At 65.0% G+C, this 17,590-nt stretch carries 17 protein-coding genes; 12 read left to right on the top strand and 5 right to left on the bottom strand.

The features are described 5' to 3' along the window. Positions 1 to 3 precede the first annotated feature (3 nt). Positions 4 to 1,170 carry an acyl-CoA dehydrogenase family protein gene (locus AC1ROX_RS07095; RefSeq protein WP_493124501.1) on the top strand — a complete coding sequence of 389 codons (1,167 nt, stop codon included), beginning with the start codon at positions 4 to 6 and terminating at the stop codon, positions 1,168 to 1,170. 91 nt (positions 1,171 to 1,261) lie between these two features. Here the strand turns inward: AC1ROX_RS07095 and AC1ROX_RS07100 are convergent, their stop codons facing one another. The 4 genes from AC1ROX_RS07100 to AC1ROX_RS07115 are packed head-to-tail and all read right to left on the bottom strand — an operon-like array spanning position 1,262 to position 4,346. Beyond that, on the bottom strand, positions 1,262 to 2,377 hold the full coding sequence (locus tag AC1ROX_RS07100) for an aromatic ring-hydroxylating oxygenase subunit alpha (RefSeq protein WP_493123848.1): 1,116 nt from the start codon (positions 2,375 to 2,377) through the stop codon (positions 1,262 to 1,264). Positions 2,378 to 2,399: 22 nt separating this feature from the next. Beyond that, on the bottom strand, positions 2,400 to 3,026 hold the full coding sequence (locus tag AC1ROX_RS07105; protein WP_493123850.1) for an exopolysaccharide biosynthesis protein: 627 nt from the start codon (positions 3,024 to 3,026) through the stop codon (positions 2,400 to 2,402). Next, positions 3,023 to 3,886, bottom strand: coding sequence for an HpcH/HpaI aldolase/citrate lyase family protein (locus AC1ROX_RS07110; protein WP_493123852.1), 864 nt, complete (start codon positions 3,884 to 3,886; stop codon positions 3,023 to 3,025). Before AC1ROX_RS07110 ends, AC1ROX_RS07105 begins: the two co-directional genes overlap by 4 nt. Positions 3,887 to 3,890: 4 nt before the next feature. Continuing rightward, entirely contained in the window at positions 3,891 to 4,346 is a 456-nt protein-coding gene (locus tag AC1ROX_RS07115) for a MaoC family dehydratase (RefSeq protein ID WP_493123854.1), read from the bottom strand. A gap of 107 nt (positions 4,347 to 4,453) precedes the next feature. On the opposite strand from AC1ROX_RS07115, the gene AC1ROX_RS07120 reads away from it, so the two are divergent. From AC1ROX_RS07120 to AC1ROX_RS07165, 10 genes are all read left to right on the top strand, one after another. Then, positions 4,454 to 5,431, top strand: coding sequence for an NADPH:quinone oxidoreductase family protein (locus tag AC1ROX_RS07120; RefSeq protein WP_493123856.1), 978 nt, complete (start codon positions 4,454 to 4,456; stop codon positions 5,429 to 5,431). 16 nt (positions 5,432 to 5,447) lie between these two features. Further along, positions 5,448 to 6,203, top strand: a complete 756-nt coding sequence (locus tag AC1ROX_RS07125; protein WP_493123858.1) for an SDR family NAD(P)-dependent oxidoreductase — start codon at positions 5,448 to 5,450, stop codon at positions 6,201 to 6,203. A gap of 810 nt (positions 6,204 to 7,013) precedes the next feature. Then, positions 7,014 to 9,407, top strand: a complete 2,394-nt coding sequence (locus AC1ROX_RS07130; protein ID WP_493123860.1) for a hypothetical protein — start codon at positions 7,014 to 7,016, stop codon at positions 9,405 to 9,407. An 8-nt stretch (positions 9,408 to 9,415) separates the two neighbouring features. Then, positions 9,416 to 10,213, top strand: coding sequence for a hypothetical protein (locus AC1ROX_RS07135; RefSeq protein WP_493123862.1), 798 nt, complete (start codon positions 9,416 to 9,418; stop codon positions 10,211 to 10,213). A gap of 117 nt (positions 10,214 to 10,330) precedes the next feature. Then, the gene (locus tag AC1ROX_RS07140) at positions 10,331 to 10,600 is read left to right on the top strand and encodes a hypothetical protein (protein ID WP_493123864.1); all 270 of its coding nucleotides are present in this window, start codon (positions 10,331 to 10,333) and stop codon (positions 10,598 to 10,600) included. Beyond that, the gene (locus AC1ROX_RS07145; RefSeq protein WP_493123866.1) at positions 10,597 to 11,262 is read left to right on the top strand and encodes a hypothetical protein; all 666 of its coding nucleotides are present in this window, start codon (positions 10,597 to 10,599) and stop codon (positions 11,260 to 11,262) included. Before AC1ROX_RS07140 ends, AC1ROX_RS07145 begins: the two co-directional genes overlap by 4 nt. Before the next feature lie 206 nt (positions 11,263 to 11,468). Then, positions 11,469 to 12,284 carry a hypothetical protein gene (locus AC1ROX_RS07150; RefSeq protein WP_493123868.1) on the top strand — a complete coding sequence of 272 codons (816 nt, stop codon included), beginning with the start codon at positions 11,469 to 11,471 and terminating at the stop codon, positions 12,282 to 12,284. Then, positions 12,262 to 12,843: a hypothetical protein gene (locus tag AC1ROX_RS07155; RefSeq protein WP_493123870.1), complete on the top strand. Its 582-nt coding sequence runs from the start codon at positions 12,262 to 12,264 to the stop codon at positions 12,841 to 12,843. Before AC1ROX_RS07150 ends, AC1ROX_RS07155 begins: the two co-directional genes overlap by 23 nt. A 203-nt stretch (positions 12,844 to 13,046) precedes the next feature. Next, entirely contained in the window at positions 13,047 to 13,637 is a 591-nt protein-coding gene (locus AC1ROX_RS07160) for a hypothetical protein (protein WP_493123872.1), read from the top strand. A gap of 65 nt (positions 13,638 to 13,702) precedes the next feature. Next, on the top strand, positions 13,703 to 15,559 hold the full coding sequence (locus tag AC1ROX_RS07165; protein WP_493123874.1) for a hypothetical protein: 1,857 nt from the start codon (positions 13,703 to 13,705) through the stop codon (positions 15,557 to 15,559). On the opposite strand, the gene AC1ROX_RS07170 is transcribed toward AC1ROX_RS07165, so the two are convergent. Further along, positions 15,556 to 15,918, bottom strand: a complete 363-nt coding sequence (locus tag AC1ROX_RS07170) for a hypothetical protein (protein WP_493123876.1) — start codon at positions 15,916 to 15,918, stop codon at positions 15,556 to 15,558. The genes AC1ROX_RS07165 and AC1ROX_RS07170 overlap by 4 nt on opposite strands. Before the next feature lie 535 nt (positions 15,919 to 16,453). Between AC1ROX_RS07170 and AC1ROX_RS07175 the strand changes: the two genes are divergently transcribed. Then, the gene (locus AC1ROX_RS07175; protein WP_493123878.1) at positions 16,454 to 17,551 is read left to right on the top strand and encodes a M14 family metallopeptidase; all 1,098 of its coding nucleotides are present in this window, start codon (positions 16,454 to 16,456) and stop codon (positions 17,549 to 17,551) included. Positions 17,552 to 17,590 lie beyond the last annotated feature (39 nt).

Consider the following 17,590-nt stretch of genomic DNA (forward strand, 5'->3'; position numbering starts at 1 on the left):
GCCATGGAAAATCCCTACGCTCCGACCCATCCCGAGATCCGCGACGCGGTTCGCCAGCTCTGCCTGAAGTTCGACGGCGCCTACTGGCGCGAGCTCGACCGCGAGCGCGGCTATCCGACGGCATTCGTGAAGGCACTGACCGAGGCGGGCTGGCTGTCGATCCTGATCCCCGAGGAATATGGCGGCTCGGGCCTCGGCATTTCGGCCGCGAGCGCGGTGCTGGAGGAGATCCACAAGGCCGGCTGCAATGCCGCCGCCTGCCATGCCCAGATGTACATCATGGGCACCGTGCTGCGGCACGGGAACAAGGAGCAGAAGGAACGTTACCTGCCGAAGATCGCCACCGGCGAGCTGCGCCTGCAGGCCTTCGGCGTCACCGAGCCGTCGAGCGGCACCGATACGCTGAGCCTGCGCACCACGGCGGTGAAGAAGGACAACAGCACCTACGTCGTGAACGGCCAGAAGGTGTGGACCAGCCGCGCCGAGCATTCCGACCTGATGCTGCTGCTCGCCCGCACCACGCCGCGCGACCAGACCAAGAAGAAGACGGACGGCCTGTCGGTGTTCCTGGTCGACATGCGCTCGGCGCTGGGCAAGGGCCTCACCATCCGGCCGATCCGCACGATGATGAACCACAACAGCACCGAAGTGTTCTTCGACAACATGGAAGTGTCGGCCGAGAACCTGATCGGCGAGGAGGGGCAGGGCTTCCGCTACATCCTCTCCGGCATGAACGCCGAGCGCGTGCTGATCGCCTCGGAATGCATCGGCGACGGCAAGTGGTTCATCGAGAAGGCCGTGAACTACGCCAAGGAGCGCAAGCTGTTCGGCCGCCCGATCGGCCAGAACCAGGGCGTGCAGTATCCGATCGCGCGCGCCTACACGCAGATCGAGGCGGCCGACCTCATGGTGCGCAAGGCGGCCTCGATGTACGAGGCGGGCATCAATGCGGGCGCCGAGGCCAACATGGCCAAGATGCTGGCGTCGGAAGCCTCATGGGCCTGCGCCGAGATGTGCGTGCAGACGCATGGCGGCTTCGGCTTCGCCGAGGAATACGACGTCGAGCGCAAGTTCCGCGAGGCGCGGCTCTACACGGTGGCGCCGATCTCGACCAACATGGTCCTGAACTTCGTCGCCGAGCACGTGCTCGGGCTGCCGCGGTCTTATTAGCTTTTTTCTGTCATCCCGAGCGCAGCGAGGGACCTTTGTACGGCGGCAGTAAAGGTCCCTCGCTGCGCTCGGGATGACAACGGTTTTGCGTTTACGAATCTGCGCCCACCGCATCCACGATCATCTTCTGGAAGTGGATGACGAGGTGCTCGCTGTTGGTCAGGAACCTGCCTGTGTCGGGCAAGCCCCCCAATAGCCCGCGCTGGACGGAGTCCGTCAGCGCATCGTCTTCTGCCGCGACCTGCTTGTTGAAGGCGACGAGCGACTTGGCGAAGTCGTCGCTCACGCCGGGGCCGAAGAACTGCTCGGAGAAACCCCGGGTCGCGTTCGGGCCATCGGGTGTCCAGACATCGATCGACAGGTTCGGGAAACCCGGATTGATGTTGATCGTCACGTTCGGCCACAGGAAGTGATACTGCGACTGCGTCACCGCACCGGTGACGTCGTACAGCTCGATCTTGCTCTTGCCCTCGAGCGCCGCCGGACGGACCTGGCCGCTCTGGCTCGAGAAATAGCCGTGTGATTTCAGCGTATAGACGTCCGGCCGCACGTCGATCGCGGCATTGAAGCCGGGATGGGCGACGGCGCAGTGATAGCATTCGAGATAATTCTCGAGCATCGTCTTCCAGTTGGCGTTCGAGCGCCATTCCTCGCGGCTGTAATGCAAGAGCGTGTCGGGCACGACGCCGCTCTCGGCGATCAGGTCGAGGATGGGGCCGTAGCAGGACGCAGCCGTCGGCGCATCGGCGTCGAGATTGACGAAGACGAACGGCCCCAGCGCTTCGGCCCGGATCGGCAGCAGGGGCCAGTCGGCGAGGTTGAAGTTCGGCTCCGACGCCGAACGAGGCACGCGCCGCAGTCCGCCCGTCAGATCGTAGGTCCAGGCATGGTAGCCGCATTGCAGGCTCCTGGCGTTCCCGCGGCCTTTCAGGACCTCATGGCGGCGATGGCGGCAGACATTGACGAAACCCGCCAGGCCGTTCTCGTTGCGCACCACGGCGACCGGCACGCCGCCGGCATAGCCGGTGACATAGTCGCCGATCTCCGTGAGCTGAGAGAGGGGACCGACATAATTCCAGCTCTTGCGGAAGACCTGCGTGATCTCGCGGTCGGTGATTCCAGGATCGGTGTACCAGCGGGCCGGGAGAGACTCGCCGCGCTCGAGGGCGGCAAGCAGGCTGGGAGAGGTATCGGCAAGCAAGGTCATGGCGGCAGCTCACGGTTGATCGCTAGCCGAAGATAATCCCTCGCAGGGTCGAAATTGCGGCCACGATTGCGGCATGGCCGACCATGAAGAGAAACACCGTCCAGCAGGCGGTAATCACCGTCAGGAGCCAACCCAGTATCGCCATTAAACCGTCATCTTCGATAAGGGCGAAACAGAAGAAGAGAATGGCCCAGGCCGGGAACAGATTGTCGAAGGGGATCGGCAGAGCGAGGATCACGATGTTCATCGACCAGGCCAGCAGCAGCAGCCGGCGCGGCATGCCGTTGACCCACCATTCGTAGCGCGCGTGCACCGTGTTCTCGAGCCAGCGGATGAAACGCCGCGCGCGATCGAGGAAATCCTGGAGTTTGCCGCGGGGCAGGCCGCGCTTGCCGATCATGAGCGGCAGTGACGGCACCGGCCGGCCGGCGAAGTATTGCGCCAGAAGGTAGAGCATCGGCACGCCCGTGATCGTCGACAACCACGGGATGCCGGTCGGAATCGCATTCACGATGTTCAGCGCCAGGACGGCGAAAGCGTAGGAGCGGCCTTCCAGCGCTACGAGGAACTCGTTCAGCGTGAGGATAGACCGACTGTCTCCGCTGAACAGCCGGTCGAGCGTGTCCAGAAGGCCGAAATTGTCCTTCATCCACCCTTCCGCGCGACCAGGCGGCGGGCGAGCACCAGATGCGGCTTGTCGAGCATCTTGCCGTCCATGGTGAGGACGCCGGCGCCCGGATTGCCCTCGAAGGTCGCGATGACGCGATTGGCCCAGTCGATCTCCGCCTCGGTCGGCGTGAAGACCTCGTGGATGATCGCGACCTGGTCGGGATGGATGGCGATCTTGCCGCCATAGCCCATGCGCCGAGCATCGCGCGCTTCGGCGCGCAGGCCCTCGACGTTCCTGATGTCGGGATAGACCGTGTCGTATGCCGTGACGCCGGCGGCGACCGAGGCCATCAGGTTGACCGTGCGCGCCATCCTGAACGTGTCGTCGTAGACGCCGGGTGAGGGACCCTTCGCCAGCGCGCCGAGGTCGGCCATCAGATCCTCGCCGCCCCAGGAATGGCCCATCAGGCGGGCGTGCTTTGCCGGCGCCGCCGTCAGCGCCAGGATCGCCGCCGCGCTTTCGGTCGCGATGGTCAGGATGCGCGTCGCGCCGCGCTCGATGCCCTCGCGCGCTTCCAGCGCATCGAGGTAGTTCGACATCAGGTCGAGATCGGCCTGGCCGACGCATTTCGGGAAGACGATGCCGTCGGGCTTGCCCTGCATGACGGTGGCGAGGTCGCCCAGGGTCAGGCCGGTATCGAGCGCGTTGACGCGCACATAGAGCTTGGGGCCGGCGCGGTTGGCGTTCTTGAGATAGGCGAGTGCCATGTCGCGCGCGACCATCTTGCGATCGGTCGCGACCGAATCCTCGAGATCGAGGATCAGCCCGTCGGGACCGGAGGCGGGACCCTTGGCGAGCTTGCGCTCGGAATCGGCGGGAACGAACAGGAAGGAACGCATCTCTTCAGTCCTTGGGCTTCTTGCGCATCAGCGCCTGGCGGGTGCACTCGGCGACGGTCTCGCCGCGCTGGTTGATCGCGGTGTGGGCGAACTCGACGATGCCGGCATCCGGCCGCGACTTGCTTTCGCGCAGGCTCAGCACGCGGGTACGCACATGCACCGTGTCGCCGTGGAAGACCGGCTTGGGGAAACGCACGTCGGTCATGCCGAGATTGGCAATGGTCGTGCCGAGCGTCGTGTCGTTGACGGTGATGCCGATCATCAGGCCCAGCGTGAACAGGCTGTTCACGATGCGCTGGCCGAACTCGGTCTTCGAGGCGAATTCCTCGTCGAGGTGCAGCGGCTGCACGTTCATGGTGAGCGAACTGAACAGGACATTGTCCATCTCGGTCACGGTGCGCGTCCATTCGTGCTCGAACACGCGGCCGACGGTGAAATCCTCGTAATAGAGCCCTGCCATCTTTCTCCTCGCGGAAGTCGAGCCTTCCTAGCATGGATGGACGCTGGCCGGCCCGCCATCGTATCAATGTCGCCACAGGACGAAACACGAGAACGGGGAGCGAGACGATGCGCGCAATGCTGAGCGAACTGCCGGGCGGGCCGGAGAGCCTGAAGCTGGTGGAACTGCCGTCCAAGCCGGTGGGCAAGGGCCAGGTGCGTGTCGCCACGAAGGCGGCCGGCGTCAACTTCCCCGACACGCTGATCATCCAGGACAAGTACCAGTTCAAGCCGCCGCGTCCCTTCGCGCCCGGCCACGAGATCGCGGGCGACATCACCGAGGTCGGCGAGGGCGTCACCGGCTACAAGGTGGGCGACCGCGTGATCGGCATGATCGGCAGCGGCGGCTATGCCAGCGAGGCCGTGGTCGACCAGATCCAGCTCCTGCCGATGCCCAAGAACATGAGCTACGAGGATGGTGCCGCGTTCACCATGACCTACGGCACCTCGTACTACGCGCTGAAGCAGCGCAGCAGCTACAAGCCGGGCGAGACCCTGCTGGTGACGGGTGCCTCGGGCGGCGTCGGCCTCACCGCCGTCGAGCTGGGCGCGTTGATGGGCCTCAAGGTCATTGCCGCCGTCGGCTCCGACGAGAAGATGGAGATCTGCAGGAAGTACGGCGCCACGATGTTCGTGAACTACGCCAAGGAGAAGATGCGCGACAAGGTCAAGGAACTGACCGGCGGCAACGGCGCGGACATCATCTACGACGCGGTCGGCGGCGATGCTTTCGACGAGTCGGTGCGCTGCATCGCCTGGTACGGCCGCCTGCTGGTGGTCGGCTTTGCCGCGGGTCGCATCCCGTCGCTGCCGGCGAACCTGGCCCTGCTGAAGAGCTGCGACGTGCGTGGCGTCTTCTACGGCGCGTGGCGCGGCCGCGAGCCGGCCGAGGCCCGCAAGAATTTCGACGAGATGCTGGCGTGGTACGGCGAGGGCAAGCTGAAGCCGCACATCTCCATGCGCTTCCCGCTGGAGAAGGCGGCCGACGCCATGAACGCCCTGCTGTCGCGCAAGGCGACCGGCAAGGTCATCATCGAAGTCGCCTGAGGCGACGGAGGCATCCATGGGCAGACTGGCCGGCAAGATCGCGATCGTGACGGGCGCCGCTTCGGGTATCGGGGCGGCGTCGGCCAAGCTGTTCGCCGAGGAGGGCGCGCAGGTGCTGGCGGTCGACCGGCCGGAATCGGCGATCGACACGGTCCACGTGGGCAACACGGCGATCGAGGCCTTCGCGGCCGACATCACCGGCGAGGACGCGCCGAAGACGATCGTCGCGGCCGCGCTCGGCCGGTTCGGCGGCCTCGACATCCTGTTCAACAATGCGGGCGTCAGCGGCCGCGCCTTCGTCGAGGAAATGACCGACGAAATGTGGGACCGCGTGAACGCGGTGAATGTCCGCGGCATGTTCCGCCTCTGCCGAGAGGCCATACCGGCCCTGAAGCTTCGGGCGAGGGAGAAGGGCCGCGCCCGCATCGTCAACACCGCCTCGGTCATGGCCTTCGACACCGATTACGGCCTCGCGGCCTATTGCGCCTCGAAGGCCGGCGTCGGCGGGCTCACGCGGACGCTGGCGCTGGAACTCGGCAAGTTCAACATCACCGCCAACTATGTCTGCCCGGGCGCCATCTACAGCGGCATGACGCGCACCAATTTCGACAAGCCCGAAATCCGCGAAGTCTGGGAGAAGAAGGCGGCGCTGCGCCGGCTCGGCCAGCCGATCGACATCGCCCGCGGTGCGCTGCTGCTGGCCTCCGACGAAGCCGACTTCATCACCGGTCACGAGCTGGTGGTCGATGGCGGCCTCACTTTGCGCACCTGAGACGCAGGCCAGAAGAGTAGTCGCAAAAGGCGCATCATGAAGTCGCAGCGCCGGCACAATAGGTGAACCGAGCGCTATTGCGACCAGCAATGTTAAGCAAACGCACGGCTACGAAGGCGGCGAAGCTTTTTTAATGGCCTACTACTGCGCGGCGCCATCCGGTTACGCCATGGAGGGCCGGGTCGGGACCCGCAAGCACCGGAGCCTTCAGCTCCTCCAGCTGATCAGCCCGACAGAGCCAGCGGACGACCGCTGCGCTTGGCATCGCTCAACCCTCCGACACCGTCGTGATTATAGCGGCGAACCCAAGTCGCGCAGCGTCTGACGATTCATCCCGCAGGCCTCCGCCGCCTACGCGCGCGACCATCCCCAGCACCATCGTCATCGCTAGGACCCGGCCAGAAACACATAGCCGATAGCAGTATCGAGTCCGATCGTCGGTTCGCGTCGAGATTTGACGCTTGCATATCCAAAGTCCGGCTCATCAGTAACTCAAGGGCTCGCTTCTCACAGGAGAGATGGCTTTGAGAACATCTGACGCCCCCGGCGATGATACTGCCTATTCCCTCGTCCTCGTCGCCCCTGTTGCCGCGTGCCTTGTCGCGGCCATTGAGCACGATCACCCGGAAGGCTGACCTCGCGGCGTAACTGCCGACCGTCGCATCAACCGGGTCGAGCGCGCCGAAATCGCCGGCCACCGAGCAGACGATGACCGGGGCTGTCCGGGCGGCGGAGCCGCTTTCCATTTCGATGGCACGCGACGGCAACAGCGCCCTCCAGGCCCCGATTGGCCGCTGAACGGAGACGAACATGGTAAGCATCATGACGGAAGGGCTGCTCTCGGCAGCGCCAGCCGCGGAACCATGGCCGCGCATCGAGCTTGGGAACGACAGCGCGCGCGGACTTCAGGTCGACGAGATGTTCGCGCGCCAGCTCGACACCGGGTTCGCGGGCGAGGTGCGCGGCCTGGTGACCGATCCGGTGACGGGTCTCGCGGGCCGCGACCCCGAGCGCGCGCTAGCCGGGATCGCCGAGACCACCCGGCTTCTGGGTGCGCTGAAGGACCGCTATCTGGCGCAGGCGAAAGGCCCACGACAGAAGGCGCTGCTCGAACCGCTGATCGAGCGGCGTCTCGAGCGTGCCGGCGGCGACCTCGGGCGGATCGCGGAGCAGGCGACGTCGGTGCTGGACGACCGCATCGTGGCCGAGCGCCTCGCCGATCTGCAGCAGGATGCGGCGCTGTCCTGGCAAGACCCGGCCCATCTGCGCACGCTGGGCCGCACCGCGGTGGGCGAGCTGCGCTACCAGGGCGAACGAAAGGGCTGGGACGCAAGCAGGACCGACACGGCGGTGCGCACCAGCCTGAGCGATCTCTATGCCGGCGCGGTCGAGGCCGCGATCAGCCAGAATCCCGAGCGCGCGGCGAAACTGTACGACCACGCACGCGACGTGATCCAGCCGGAGCGGCGGGCGGCGGTCGAGCGCAGGATCGAACAAGCGCGCGAGGAGCGTCGCGTGACGGAGATCGTCGGGGGGCTGGCCGACACGCCGGACGATCCGACACGACGCCCGGAGCTCGACGACTACCAGGCGCGCGCCGCCGAACTGACACCGCCGGACGCCTCGCCCGAGGTGCGGGCGCAGGTGTCGAGGATGGCGCGGATCGAACAGGCGCGCGCCGACCGGGCGTGGCAGGCGGCGCGGGGACGTGCGGCCACGGGCGCGCTCGATTGGCTCGGCGCCAATTCCGCGGCGTCCCTGATGGCGATGCCTGCGGAGCTGCGCGACGGGTTGAGCCCGGAGCAGATGGAGGCGCTCGACCGGACAGCCATGAACGGCGGCCGCGTCGTTACTGATCGCGACCTTTACGAGAAGCTCGACGACCAGGCCGTACGCGACCCGGAAAGCTTCGTCGGCGTCGACCTCACGCAATACCGGCTGTCGCTCGGCGACAGCGATTACGACCGCTTGACCAAACTCCAGAAGACTCTCACCGAAGGCAAATCCGATCCCGCCTTCGAGCGCCACCGTCTCGGCCGCCTGTTCCTGGAAGAAGGATTGCGCGCTGCCAACCTCGATCCCGACGGCGATGAGGCCCGGACCGCGCGGCAGCAACTCGACAGGCTCCTAGGCGCCTTCGAATCCGTCGAGGGCAAGCCGCCGACGATGGCCGACATTCGCGGCTTGGTCGGCGACGTGCTGCCGCGCGTGGAAGACGATCCAAATATCGTCCGGGTCGGCGATGAGTCGGTCGAAGCGCTGCCGCCAGAGCTTGAGGCGAAGGACGCCCTCGATGGGGGAGAGCCCCGCATTGCCCATCATGACGACGGCAGCGCGAAGATAGGCGAAGCCTTCGATCCGCAGAACATCATTCTCGCGCAAGCCGGAGGTGGCGGCGCTCGCGGTGGCGGAGCCGGTCGCGTTCCCTCACCACCCCGCCCGCCCGGGACACCAGCCCAACAGCCCGCACCAAGCATCGGGCACAACCGGCCGCCGGTGGAGTCTGGACTGCCAACGGCAATCGAGAAGTTGCGGCGTTGGTTTCCGCCCTCGCCCCAGCCATCGGGCACGCAGCCTGCACCCGATACGGCTGGAGCGGCAGCCGCTGCTGAACAGAAACCATCGCCTCAAGCCTTCGGTGATTGGTTGGGGGAGAGAGCCCAACGGGCCGAAAGGGACCAGTACGTTGGCGCCGACGGCATCGACACGGCAGCCCGCATTAAACTCGATCCCCGTGTTGGCGAGCCGGCGGCAGGGCGTGATTACTTGCCCGACAACGAGAGCCATCTCAAGGGATTGCGCGGAGAGTACGGGCTGGCCAACGACATCGCGCAGCATTTCCCCGACCACACGGTGATCGACTTCGGCAGGAAGGCGGGCCAGCGGGGCCCGGATGTAATCTCGGTGAAGAGCGACGGCGAGGTCACCTTCTGGGATTCCAAATGGCGTAGCTCGGACACCTCGATCGGTCCTGGCGGACGGGCACACCAGTCAAAGAAGTCATTCGAGGATGCTCAGGAGCATGGGGAACGCGGCATACGAGCTGCGATGGCGAGCGGACGCCTGTCGCCCGAAGCCGGCGTTAAGGCGATAAAGAATTTGAAGAACGCGAACCTGACAATCGTCACGGTGGGGACTGGAAGCGCGCGTAATGGCGTGGTTGAACAAATCGTGGGCGGTGAGCGTGCCGTCGTCCACCCGTAGAGGAGGCCGTGATGCCGGGAATTTCCGAGCCCGAGAAGAGTCGCCAATTCTATCTGGACTTCCTCCTGCCGATTGCGATGGAGTTCGAACCGGAAAAAACCGGACCGTTCAATCGATCACACTATATGAGAAGTACGCTGCACTACCTGATTGAGGCGTACTTACTGGGCTTGCGCGATCGGGTGTTGCCGCTGGCGCAGACGGCCGTGACCTGGATGGAGGCGCAGCCTGAGCCGGTCGAGGGCAAGGATACCGACGAATGCTTCCGCGCCTATCAGTGGTGGCAGACGTTGGGGCTATGCAAGTGGCTGATCGATGGCGATCCAGCGGTGGCCGAGTTCAGCCGCGCAAGCGAAGCCGACTGGCGGCAGTGGGACCGGTTCGACCGCCTCGAGCCCAACGGCGCGAAGCTGTTGATGCGGGAAGGGCTCGAACGCTCGCTGCCGCTGAACCTGGCGGCGCAGCGTCATGACGTCGGCCTGAAGCTCTGTCAGGAGGCGGGACTCAGCCCCAAGGCCTCATCGGCGCCGGCCATCGTGCGGGCGGAACTGATGTACGGGCAATGGGCCTGCCGTCATCTCGCTGACGGTGGCAAGCCCGACGCGGCTTATGTCGCCAAGGGCGAGGAGATGCTGCGCAAGGTCATGTCGGAACGCTTCATCGAGAACGGCTACTACACGAGGATGGCGCTGTGGCTGAAGGCGATCTACCACGACAGTGGCGTTACACGGACGCCGGAGGAGACCATACTCAAGGCCTACGACACAATGACCGGCGTTGAGAAGCCGGCTTTCGCCAAGATCTGACGTTGGGAAGAGTTTAGGGGTGCCTTCGCCGGCTTCCTCGACACCGGTGAAGTGAGCCAACTCTGTCCCTCTGACTGGAAGAATCGCGGTGGGCGGATCGCGGAGCAGGCGACGTCGGTGCTGGACGACCGCATCGTGGCCGAGCGCCTCGCCGACCTGCGGCAGGACGCGTCGCTGTTGTGGCAAGACCCGGCCCGTCTGCGCACGCTGGGCCGCACCGCGGTGGGCGAGCTGCGTTACCAGGGCGAACGAAAAGGCTGGGACGCAAGCCGGACCGATACGGCGGTGCGCACCGGCCTGAGCGATCTCTATGCCGGAGCGGTCGAGGCCGCGATCGGCCAAATCCCGAGCGCGCGGCGGCGCTCTACGACCACGCACGCGACGTGATCCAGCCGGAGCGGCGGGCGGAGGTCGAGCGCAGGATCGAACGGGCGCGCGAGGAGCGTCGCGTGACGGAGATCGTCGGCGGCCTGGCCGACACGCCGGACGATCCGACACGGCGGCCCGATCTCGACGACTACCAGGCGCGTGCCGCGGAGGCGACGCCGCCGGACGCCTCGCCCGAGGTGCGGGCGCAGGTGTCGAGGATGGCGCAGGTCGAACAGGCGCGTGCCGATCGGGCATGGCAGACGGCGCGGGGCCGCGCCGCCACAAACGCTCTCGACTGGCTCGGAGAGAATCCCGCGGCACCGCTGATGGCGATGCCGACGGCGCTGCGCGACGGGTTGAGTCCGGAGCAGACGGACCGACTGGAGGCCGCGGCCATGAACGGCGGCCGCGTCATCACCGATCGCGAACTTTACGAGAAACTCGACGACCAGGCCGTCAACAAGCCGGAAAGCTTCACCGGCCTCGATCTCACGCAATACCGGCTGTCGCTCGGCGACAGCAACTACAGCCGCCTGACCAAACTCCAGAAGACTCTCGCCGAAGGCAAATCCGATCCGTCCTTCGAGCGTCACCGTCTCGGCCGCCTGTTCCTGGGAGAGGGCTTGCGCGCTGCCAACGCCGATCCCGACGGCGAGGAGGCACCGACCGCACGGCAGTAACTCGACACGCTCTTAAGCGCGCTCGAGCCTGTCGAGGGCAAGCCGCCGACGATGGCGGACATTCGCGGCTTGGTCGGCGACGCGCTGCCGCGCGGGGAAGGCGATCCGAACATCGTCCGGGTCGGCGGAGGCGAGCCGGCCGAAGCGCTGCCACCAGAGCTTGCGGCGAAGGACGTGTTCAAGGAGCAGGGCCCCACATTGCGCCAGTGGATGCCGTATCGACGCCCTCACCCAGCGAAGACGTGGTAGTAGAAGAATCGACAGGCTCCAAGGCGATCGAAGCGGCACCTACGACGCCCCCTGCGCCCGAGATCACGCAGTTCGACGACGGCACCAGGCTGGTCACGCGCCGTGGCGTCGATACCGAACGTGGCAAGGCCGATGTCACGGAAGCCTACGACGAGCAGCATCGCATCATCTCGACCGATGTCACCTTCGCCGATGGCTATCGTGTGGAAAGCCGGCGGTCTTATCCTGTCGAAGGCCACTGGTCGCAAGTCGATACCGTACGCGATTCCGACGGCACCACTCTGGGCACGATCACCACGACGTTCGACGGTGAGCGCGCGACGCGCACCGTCGAGCCGACGGACGGAGCGCCACAGACCGACATCCGGGACAAGGACGGTCCCGTGGCGACGGCGCAGAACGTCTCGCCCGCGTTGGCCATCCCCTTCCTGCTGGAGTTCGCGGCGATCGGGGCAGCGATTATCGGAAAGGCGATAGGCGACACGATCGCCCGCCAGGGCGCGGCCGGCGTTTTCGGCGGCAGCGAAATGGCTGGCCCAACCGACGGGAAGCCGGGCACAGGCCACAACGGCCCACCGGAGCCGATCGACAAGGAGCAGCCGGTCGACAAGGGCAAATCCTCATCTTGGCCGCCTTTTGGGGCACCGGTGCCGCCAACTAATCCCAGAGAAGGCGAGCACAAAGCTCCCGCTGTGGTCAGTCCGGGAATTCCGCCACCCGAAGGGCCCAACCACAAGAAACTCGAGGCCATTGCTAGTTGGGCTGACCGATAGGCACCTCCAGGCCGGCAAGGGCAAGTACCCGGGAGCCGACGGCATCGACACGGCCATCGGAGTCCGACTTGATCCCCGCGTCGGCGAACCGGCGGCAGGGCGCGATTACCTGCCGGACCACCCGAGCCATCGCAAGGGATTGGAGGGAGAGTACGGGCTGGCCAACGACATCGCGTGGCATTTCCCAGACCACACGGTGATCGATTTCGGCAGGAAGGCGGGCCAGCGAGGGCCGGACGTGATCTCGGTCGACCGCGACGGAGAGATTCACTTCTGGGATTCCAAATGGCGTAGCTCGGACATCTCGATTAGCCCGAGCGGGCGGGCGCATCAGACGAAGCAATCATTCGAGGGTGCTCGGGAGCATGCGGCATACAGCATACAAGCTGCGATGACGAGCCGACGCTTGTCGCCCGAAGCCGGCGCCAAGGCGCTGAAGAATTTGAAAAGCAGGAACATGACTATCGTCACGGTGGGTACTGGAAGCGCGCGCAAGGGCGTGGTTGAACAAATCGTGGGCGGTGAACGCGCCGTTGTCCATCCAGAGCGGAGGCCCTGATGCCGAGAGTTTTCGAACCTGAAAAAAGTCGCCAATTCTATCTGGACTTCCTTCTGCAGATTGCGATGGAGTTCGAGCCGGAAAAAACCGGCCCGTTCAATCGAGCAGGCTATATGGCAAGTACGCTAAGTTACCTGATTCAGGCTCACTTACTGGGCTTGCGCGATCGAGTGTTGCCGCTGGCGCGGGCGGCCGCAGCCTGGATGGAGTCACAACCGGCGCCGCCAGAGGGCAAGGATACCGACGAATCCTTTGACACTTATCAATGGTGGCAGACGCTGGGCCTTTGCAAGTGGCTGATCGATGGCGATCCGGCGGTGGCCGAGTTCGGCCGCGCGAGTGAAGCCGACTGGCGGCAGTGGGACCAGTTCGACCGCCTCCTGCCCAACGGGAAGAAGCTGCTGATGCGGGAGGGGCTCGAACTTGCGCTGCCGCTCAACCTCGCGGCGCGACGCCATGACGTCGGCCTGAAGGTCTGTCAGGAGGCGGGACTCACCTCCAAGGCCTCGTCGGCGCCGGCCATCGCGCGGGCGGAACTGATGTACGGGCAATGGGCCTCCCGTCATCTCGCCGACGGTGGCAAGCCCGACGCGGCCTATGTCGCCAAGGGCGAGGAGATGCTGCGCAAGGTCATGTCGGAACGCTTCATCGAGAACGGCTATCATACGAAGATGGCGATGTGGCTGAAGGCGATCTACCACGACAGCGGCGTCACGCGGACGCCGGAGGAGACGATCCTCAAGGCCTACGACACGATGACCAATGTCGAGAAGCCGGCTTTCGCAAAGATCTGACGTCCCTCTAATTGGAAGGATCGCGGTGAGCGGATGTCTTCAGATCTAGCACTCTACGACTGGGGATGGCGCAGCATCGACCGGGGACTCAAGATCTTGAGGATGACAACCCACTAGACCTCCAGGCAATCGGGCCCCGCCAGAAGGCGCTGCTCGAACCGCTGATCGACCGGCGTCTCGACCGCGCCGGCGTCGACCTCGGGCGTATCGCGGAGCGGGCGACGTCGATGCTGGACGACCGCATCGTGGCCGAGCGTATCGTCGACCTGAGGCAGGACGCGGCGCTGTCCTGGCACGACCCGGCGCATCTGCGCGCGCTGGGCCGCACGGCGGTTGGCGAGCTGCGCTACCAGGGCGAACGAAAGGGCTGGGACGCGGGCCGGACCGATAGGGCGGTGCGCACCGGCCTGAGCGATCTCTATGCCGGGGCGGTCGAGGCCGCGATCGGCCAGGATCCCGAGCGCGCGGCGAAGCTTTTCGACCACGCGCGCGATGTGATCCAGCCGGAGCGGCAGGCCGCGGTCGAACGCAGGATCGAACGGGCGCGCGAGGAGCGTCGCGTGACGGAAATCGTCGGCGGCCTGACCGACATGCCGGACGATCCGACGCGTCGCCCCGACCTCGACGACTACCAGGCGCGCGCCGCCCAACTGACTCCGGCGGACGCCTCGCCCGAGGTGCGGGCGCAGGTGACCCGGATGGCGCAGATCGAACAGGCGCGCGCCGACCGGGCGTGGCAGGCGGCGCGGGGACGTGCGGCCACAAGCGCGCTCGACTGGCTCGGAGAGAATCCCGCGGCGCCGCTGATGGCGATGCCGACGGAGCTGCGCGGCGGGTTGAGCCCGGAGCAGACGGAGGCACTCGACCGGACGGTCATGAACGGCGGCCGCGTCGTCACCGATCGCGACCTCTACGACAGGCTCGATGATCAGGCCGTGAGCGAACCGGAAAGCTTTGCGGCCATCGATCTCGCTCAACACAGGCTGTCGCTCGGCGACAGCGACTACAACCGCCTGACCAAGCTCCAGAAGACCCTCGCCGAAGGCAAATCCGATCTGGCCTTCGAGCGCCACCGTCTCGGCCGCCTGTTCCTGGGAGAGGGACTGCGAGACGCCAACGTCGATCCCCACGGCGAGGAGGCCCGGACCGCGCGGCAAAGCCTCGACAGGCTTTTAGGCGCCTTCGAGTCCGTCGAGGGCAAACCGCCCACGATGGCCGACATTCGCGGCCTCGTCGGTGACGTGCTGCCGCGCGTAAATGGCGATCCGAATATCGTCCGGGCCTCGGGCGGCGAGCCTGCCGAGGCGAACGGCAATACGGAAATTACGCCGCCGCAAGAGCCAACCAAGGCACCGCGAGGGATTGCGCCGCCAACGGAGCCGGCTCCGGGCAGTCCGGAATTCCGTGCGGCTCTAGAGACTGTCGGTGAGGTCGCGCGTTTGCCGGATGGCACGGCAATACCGGACAAGAACTCACCGACTGGATATGTGATGTCTCCCAATACCGATCTTGCCAGAGTGGCTGCGGATGGCCGCCGTATTGGAGAACAATACGCCTCTATGCGCTCCAATTCCGATCCGGCCGCTGACCTAAAGCTGATGATAAGTCTCGGCACGCTTGTCGGGCATGCTGGCGCCTATGACTACCAGCGGAAAGGAAGCTTTTTCACGGGATATACCCAGCTTCGGCATTTCAGGAACATCTCCAATATCAATGTCGGCCTGATCGATCAGCAGGCAGGACTGACGCTGCATGAGCTCCTGACGATCTCTGGAAGATTTGCGAAAAATCTTTCCTCCAATTCGGATCCCGCGGATGAGTATGGGCTTTCCAAGCAAACGAGAGACTATATCGAAGAAGGCTATAAAATCGGCAGCAGCGGCATGTATGGCCCGGCAGCATCTATTCCCGGCCAACGTTAGGACGCTCTGCGTCGTCGTGTCAGCGCGATAACTGTCCAGAGGATAGTGACGATCAATGCCAATGACAGGATTGTAAAAAGGCGAGGATCGTAGCCCGCTTCAAGAAGACGAGCATCAAATCCTTCGGCAAGACTGGGGTCGTAACCGTCTTCGTCAGTAATCCGAATGAACAGAAGAAAGGGAGCGAAGTACAGAAAGATGACACATGAATAATCCCAGTCACCAGAACACCTGTAGAGGATGATTGCTGCCGAGTAGATGTACCAGGTTGCCAGGAGCGAGACGAAACCTCGGGCTAAAAGGCAAACGAGGGCCAAAATCGCTTTGCGGACAACAGCGCCAATTATCTTGAGGGTCACGTCAAGCCTCTACACCTCGGAAGCAGTGGATTGAAGAACCGAGATTCAAACTCGGGATTCATCGATACATAACAGTTCCATAGGGATCGTCGATTGTCGGCCATTCCTTTGCGACGGCGACAACGAAGAGTGTAGAAGAAAGAGTCTATAGACAAGCAACTATAAATTGTATCACGTGCCAACGCATGTCGCGGCAGGAACGCCCTTCAGGCCTCGATGAACCGCTGAACGGAGGCCGACGAGATGTTCGCGCGGCAGCTTGACACCGGGTTCGCGGGCGGGGTCCGCGGGCTGGTGAACGACCCGGCGACTGGCGCGACGGCAAGAACGCGCTTCACGTCGCGATGGGCCGTTGAACGGAGACGAACATGACAAGCATCCAGTCTTTCGCAACGTCGTGCTCAAGCCCATCGATCTCAACCCATGAACTAGGCTAATTTGGTATGTGTTCGCCGTGTCTCCCTCTCAAACAACAGGGAGGAGTCTGACGGCGTCTTGGAAATGTGTGAAGCTTTGGACAGAGGTATCGGCGACCATGAACAACATTGCCTCCTTCGCCGCCGACTACAGCGAGGCGCGTGACAAGTTCCTGGCCGCGGCAAAGCTCGCCGATGCCCAGACCTTCCGCTACGACAACCCGACCAAGGGACCGAAGGGCGAATCCCTGTCGACGGACGTGGCCTGGGTCGGGCCGACGGATGCGTCGAAGGTGATGGTCGCGATCTCGTCGACGCACGGCGTCGAAGGCTATTGCGGCTCGGGCTTCCAGGTCGACTGGCTGGCCTCTATCGGACCGGCGGGCCTGCCGGCCGGGACCGCGGCGCTGTTCGTGCACGCGATCAATCCCTACGGCTTCGCCTGGACGCGGCGCGTGACGGAAGAGGGCAACGACCTCAACCGCAACCATGTCGACCATTCCAAGCCCTATCCGGTGAACGAGGGCTATCTCGAGATCGCCGACGACCTCATCCCGGCGGATTTCAGCGAGGCCGGGCAGGCGGCGGCCGACGCGAAGCTGGCGGCCTATCGGCGCAAGGTCGGCGATGTGGAATTCTTCCGCGCCGTCTCGGGCGGGCAATACAGTCACGCCGACGGCATGTTCTTCGGCGGCGGCGGGCCGGCCTGGTCGAACCGCACGCTGCACGCCATCGTCGACCGCTACCTGAAGGGCCGCGACGACGTGGCCGTGGTCGATTTCCATACCGGACTTGGTCCTTATGGTTACGGCGAGCCGATCACGCACTACGACATCGGCACCGGCGGCTCGCGCCGGGTGCGGAATTTCTGGGGCGAGTCGGTGACCGAATCGAAGAGGGGCCAGACGGCCTCCCAGGCGCGCGACGGGCTGGGCCACTACGGGCTGAACCGCGTGCTGAAGGAGCCGCAGACCCGACTCACCATGTGCACGCTGGAATACGGCACCTTCGATCGCGAGAGCGGCCAGAAGGCCTTCCGGGCCGATCACTGGCTGCACAAATACGGCGATCCCCTGGGCAAGGAAGCCGAAGCCGTGCGCAAGGCGATGCGCCGCCAGTTCTACCCGGAGACCGACGACTGGAAGGAAGCCGTGCTGTTCCGCGGCCACCAGGTCGTGCGCCAGGCCATCGCCGGCCTGCAGCGGGGTCCTCTCTAGGTTTTGGGGACAAGCCCTCGAAAAGCCATACGTCCGCTC

It is taken from the genome of Reyranella sp. GW821-FHT14A01 (assembly GCF_058803965.1).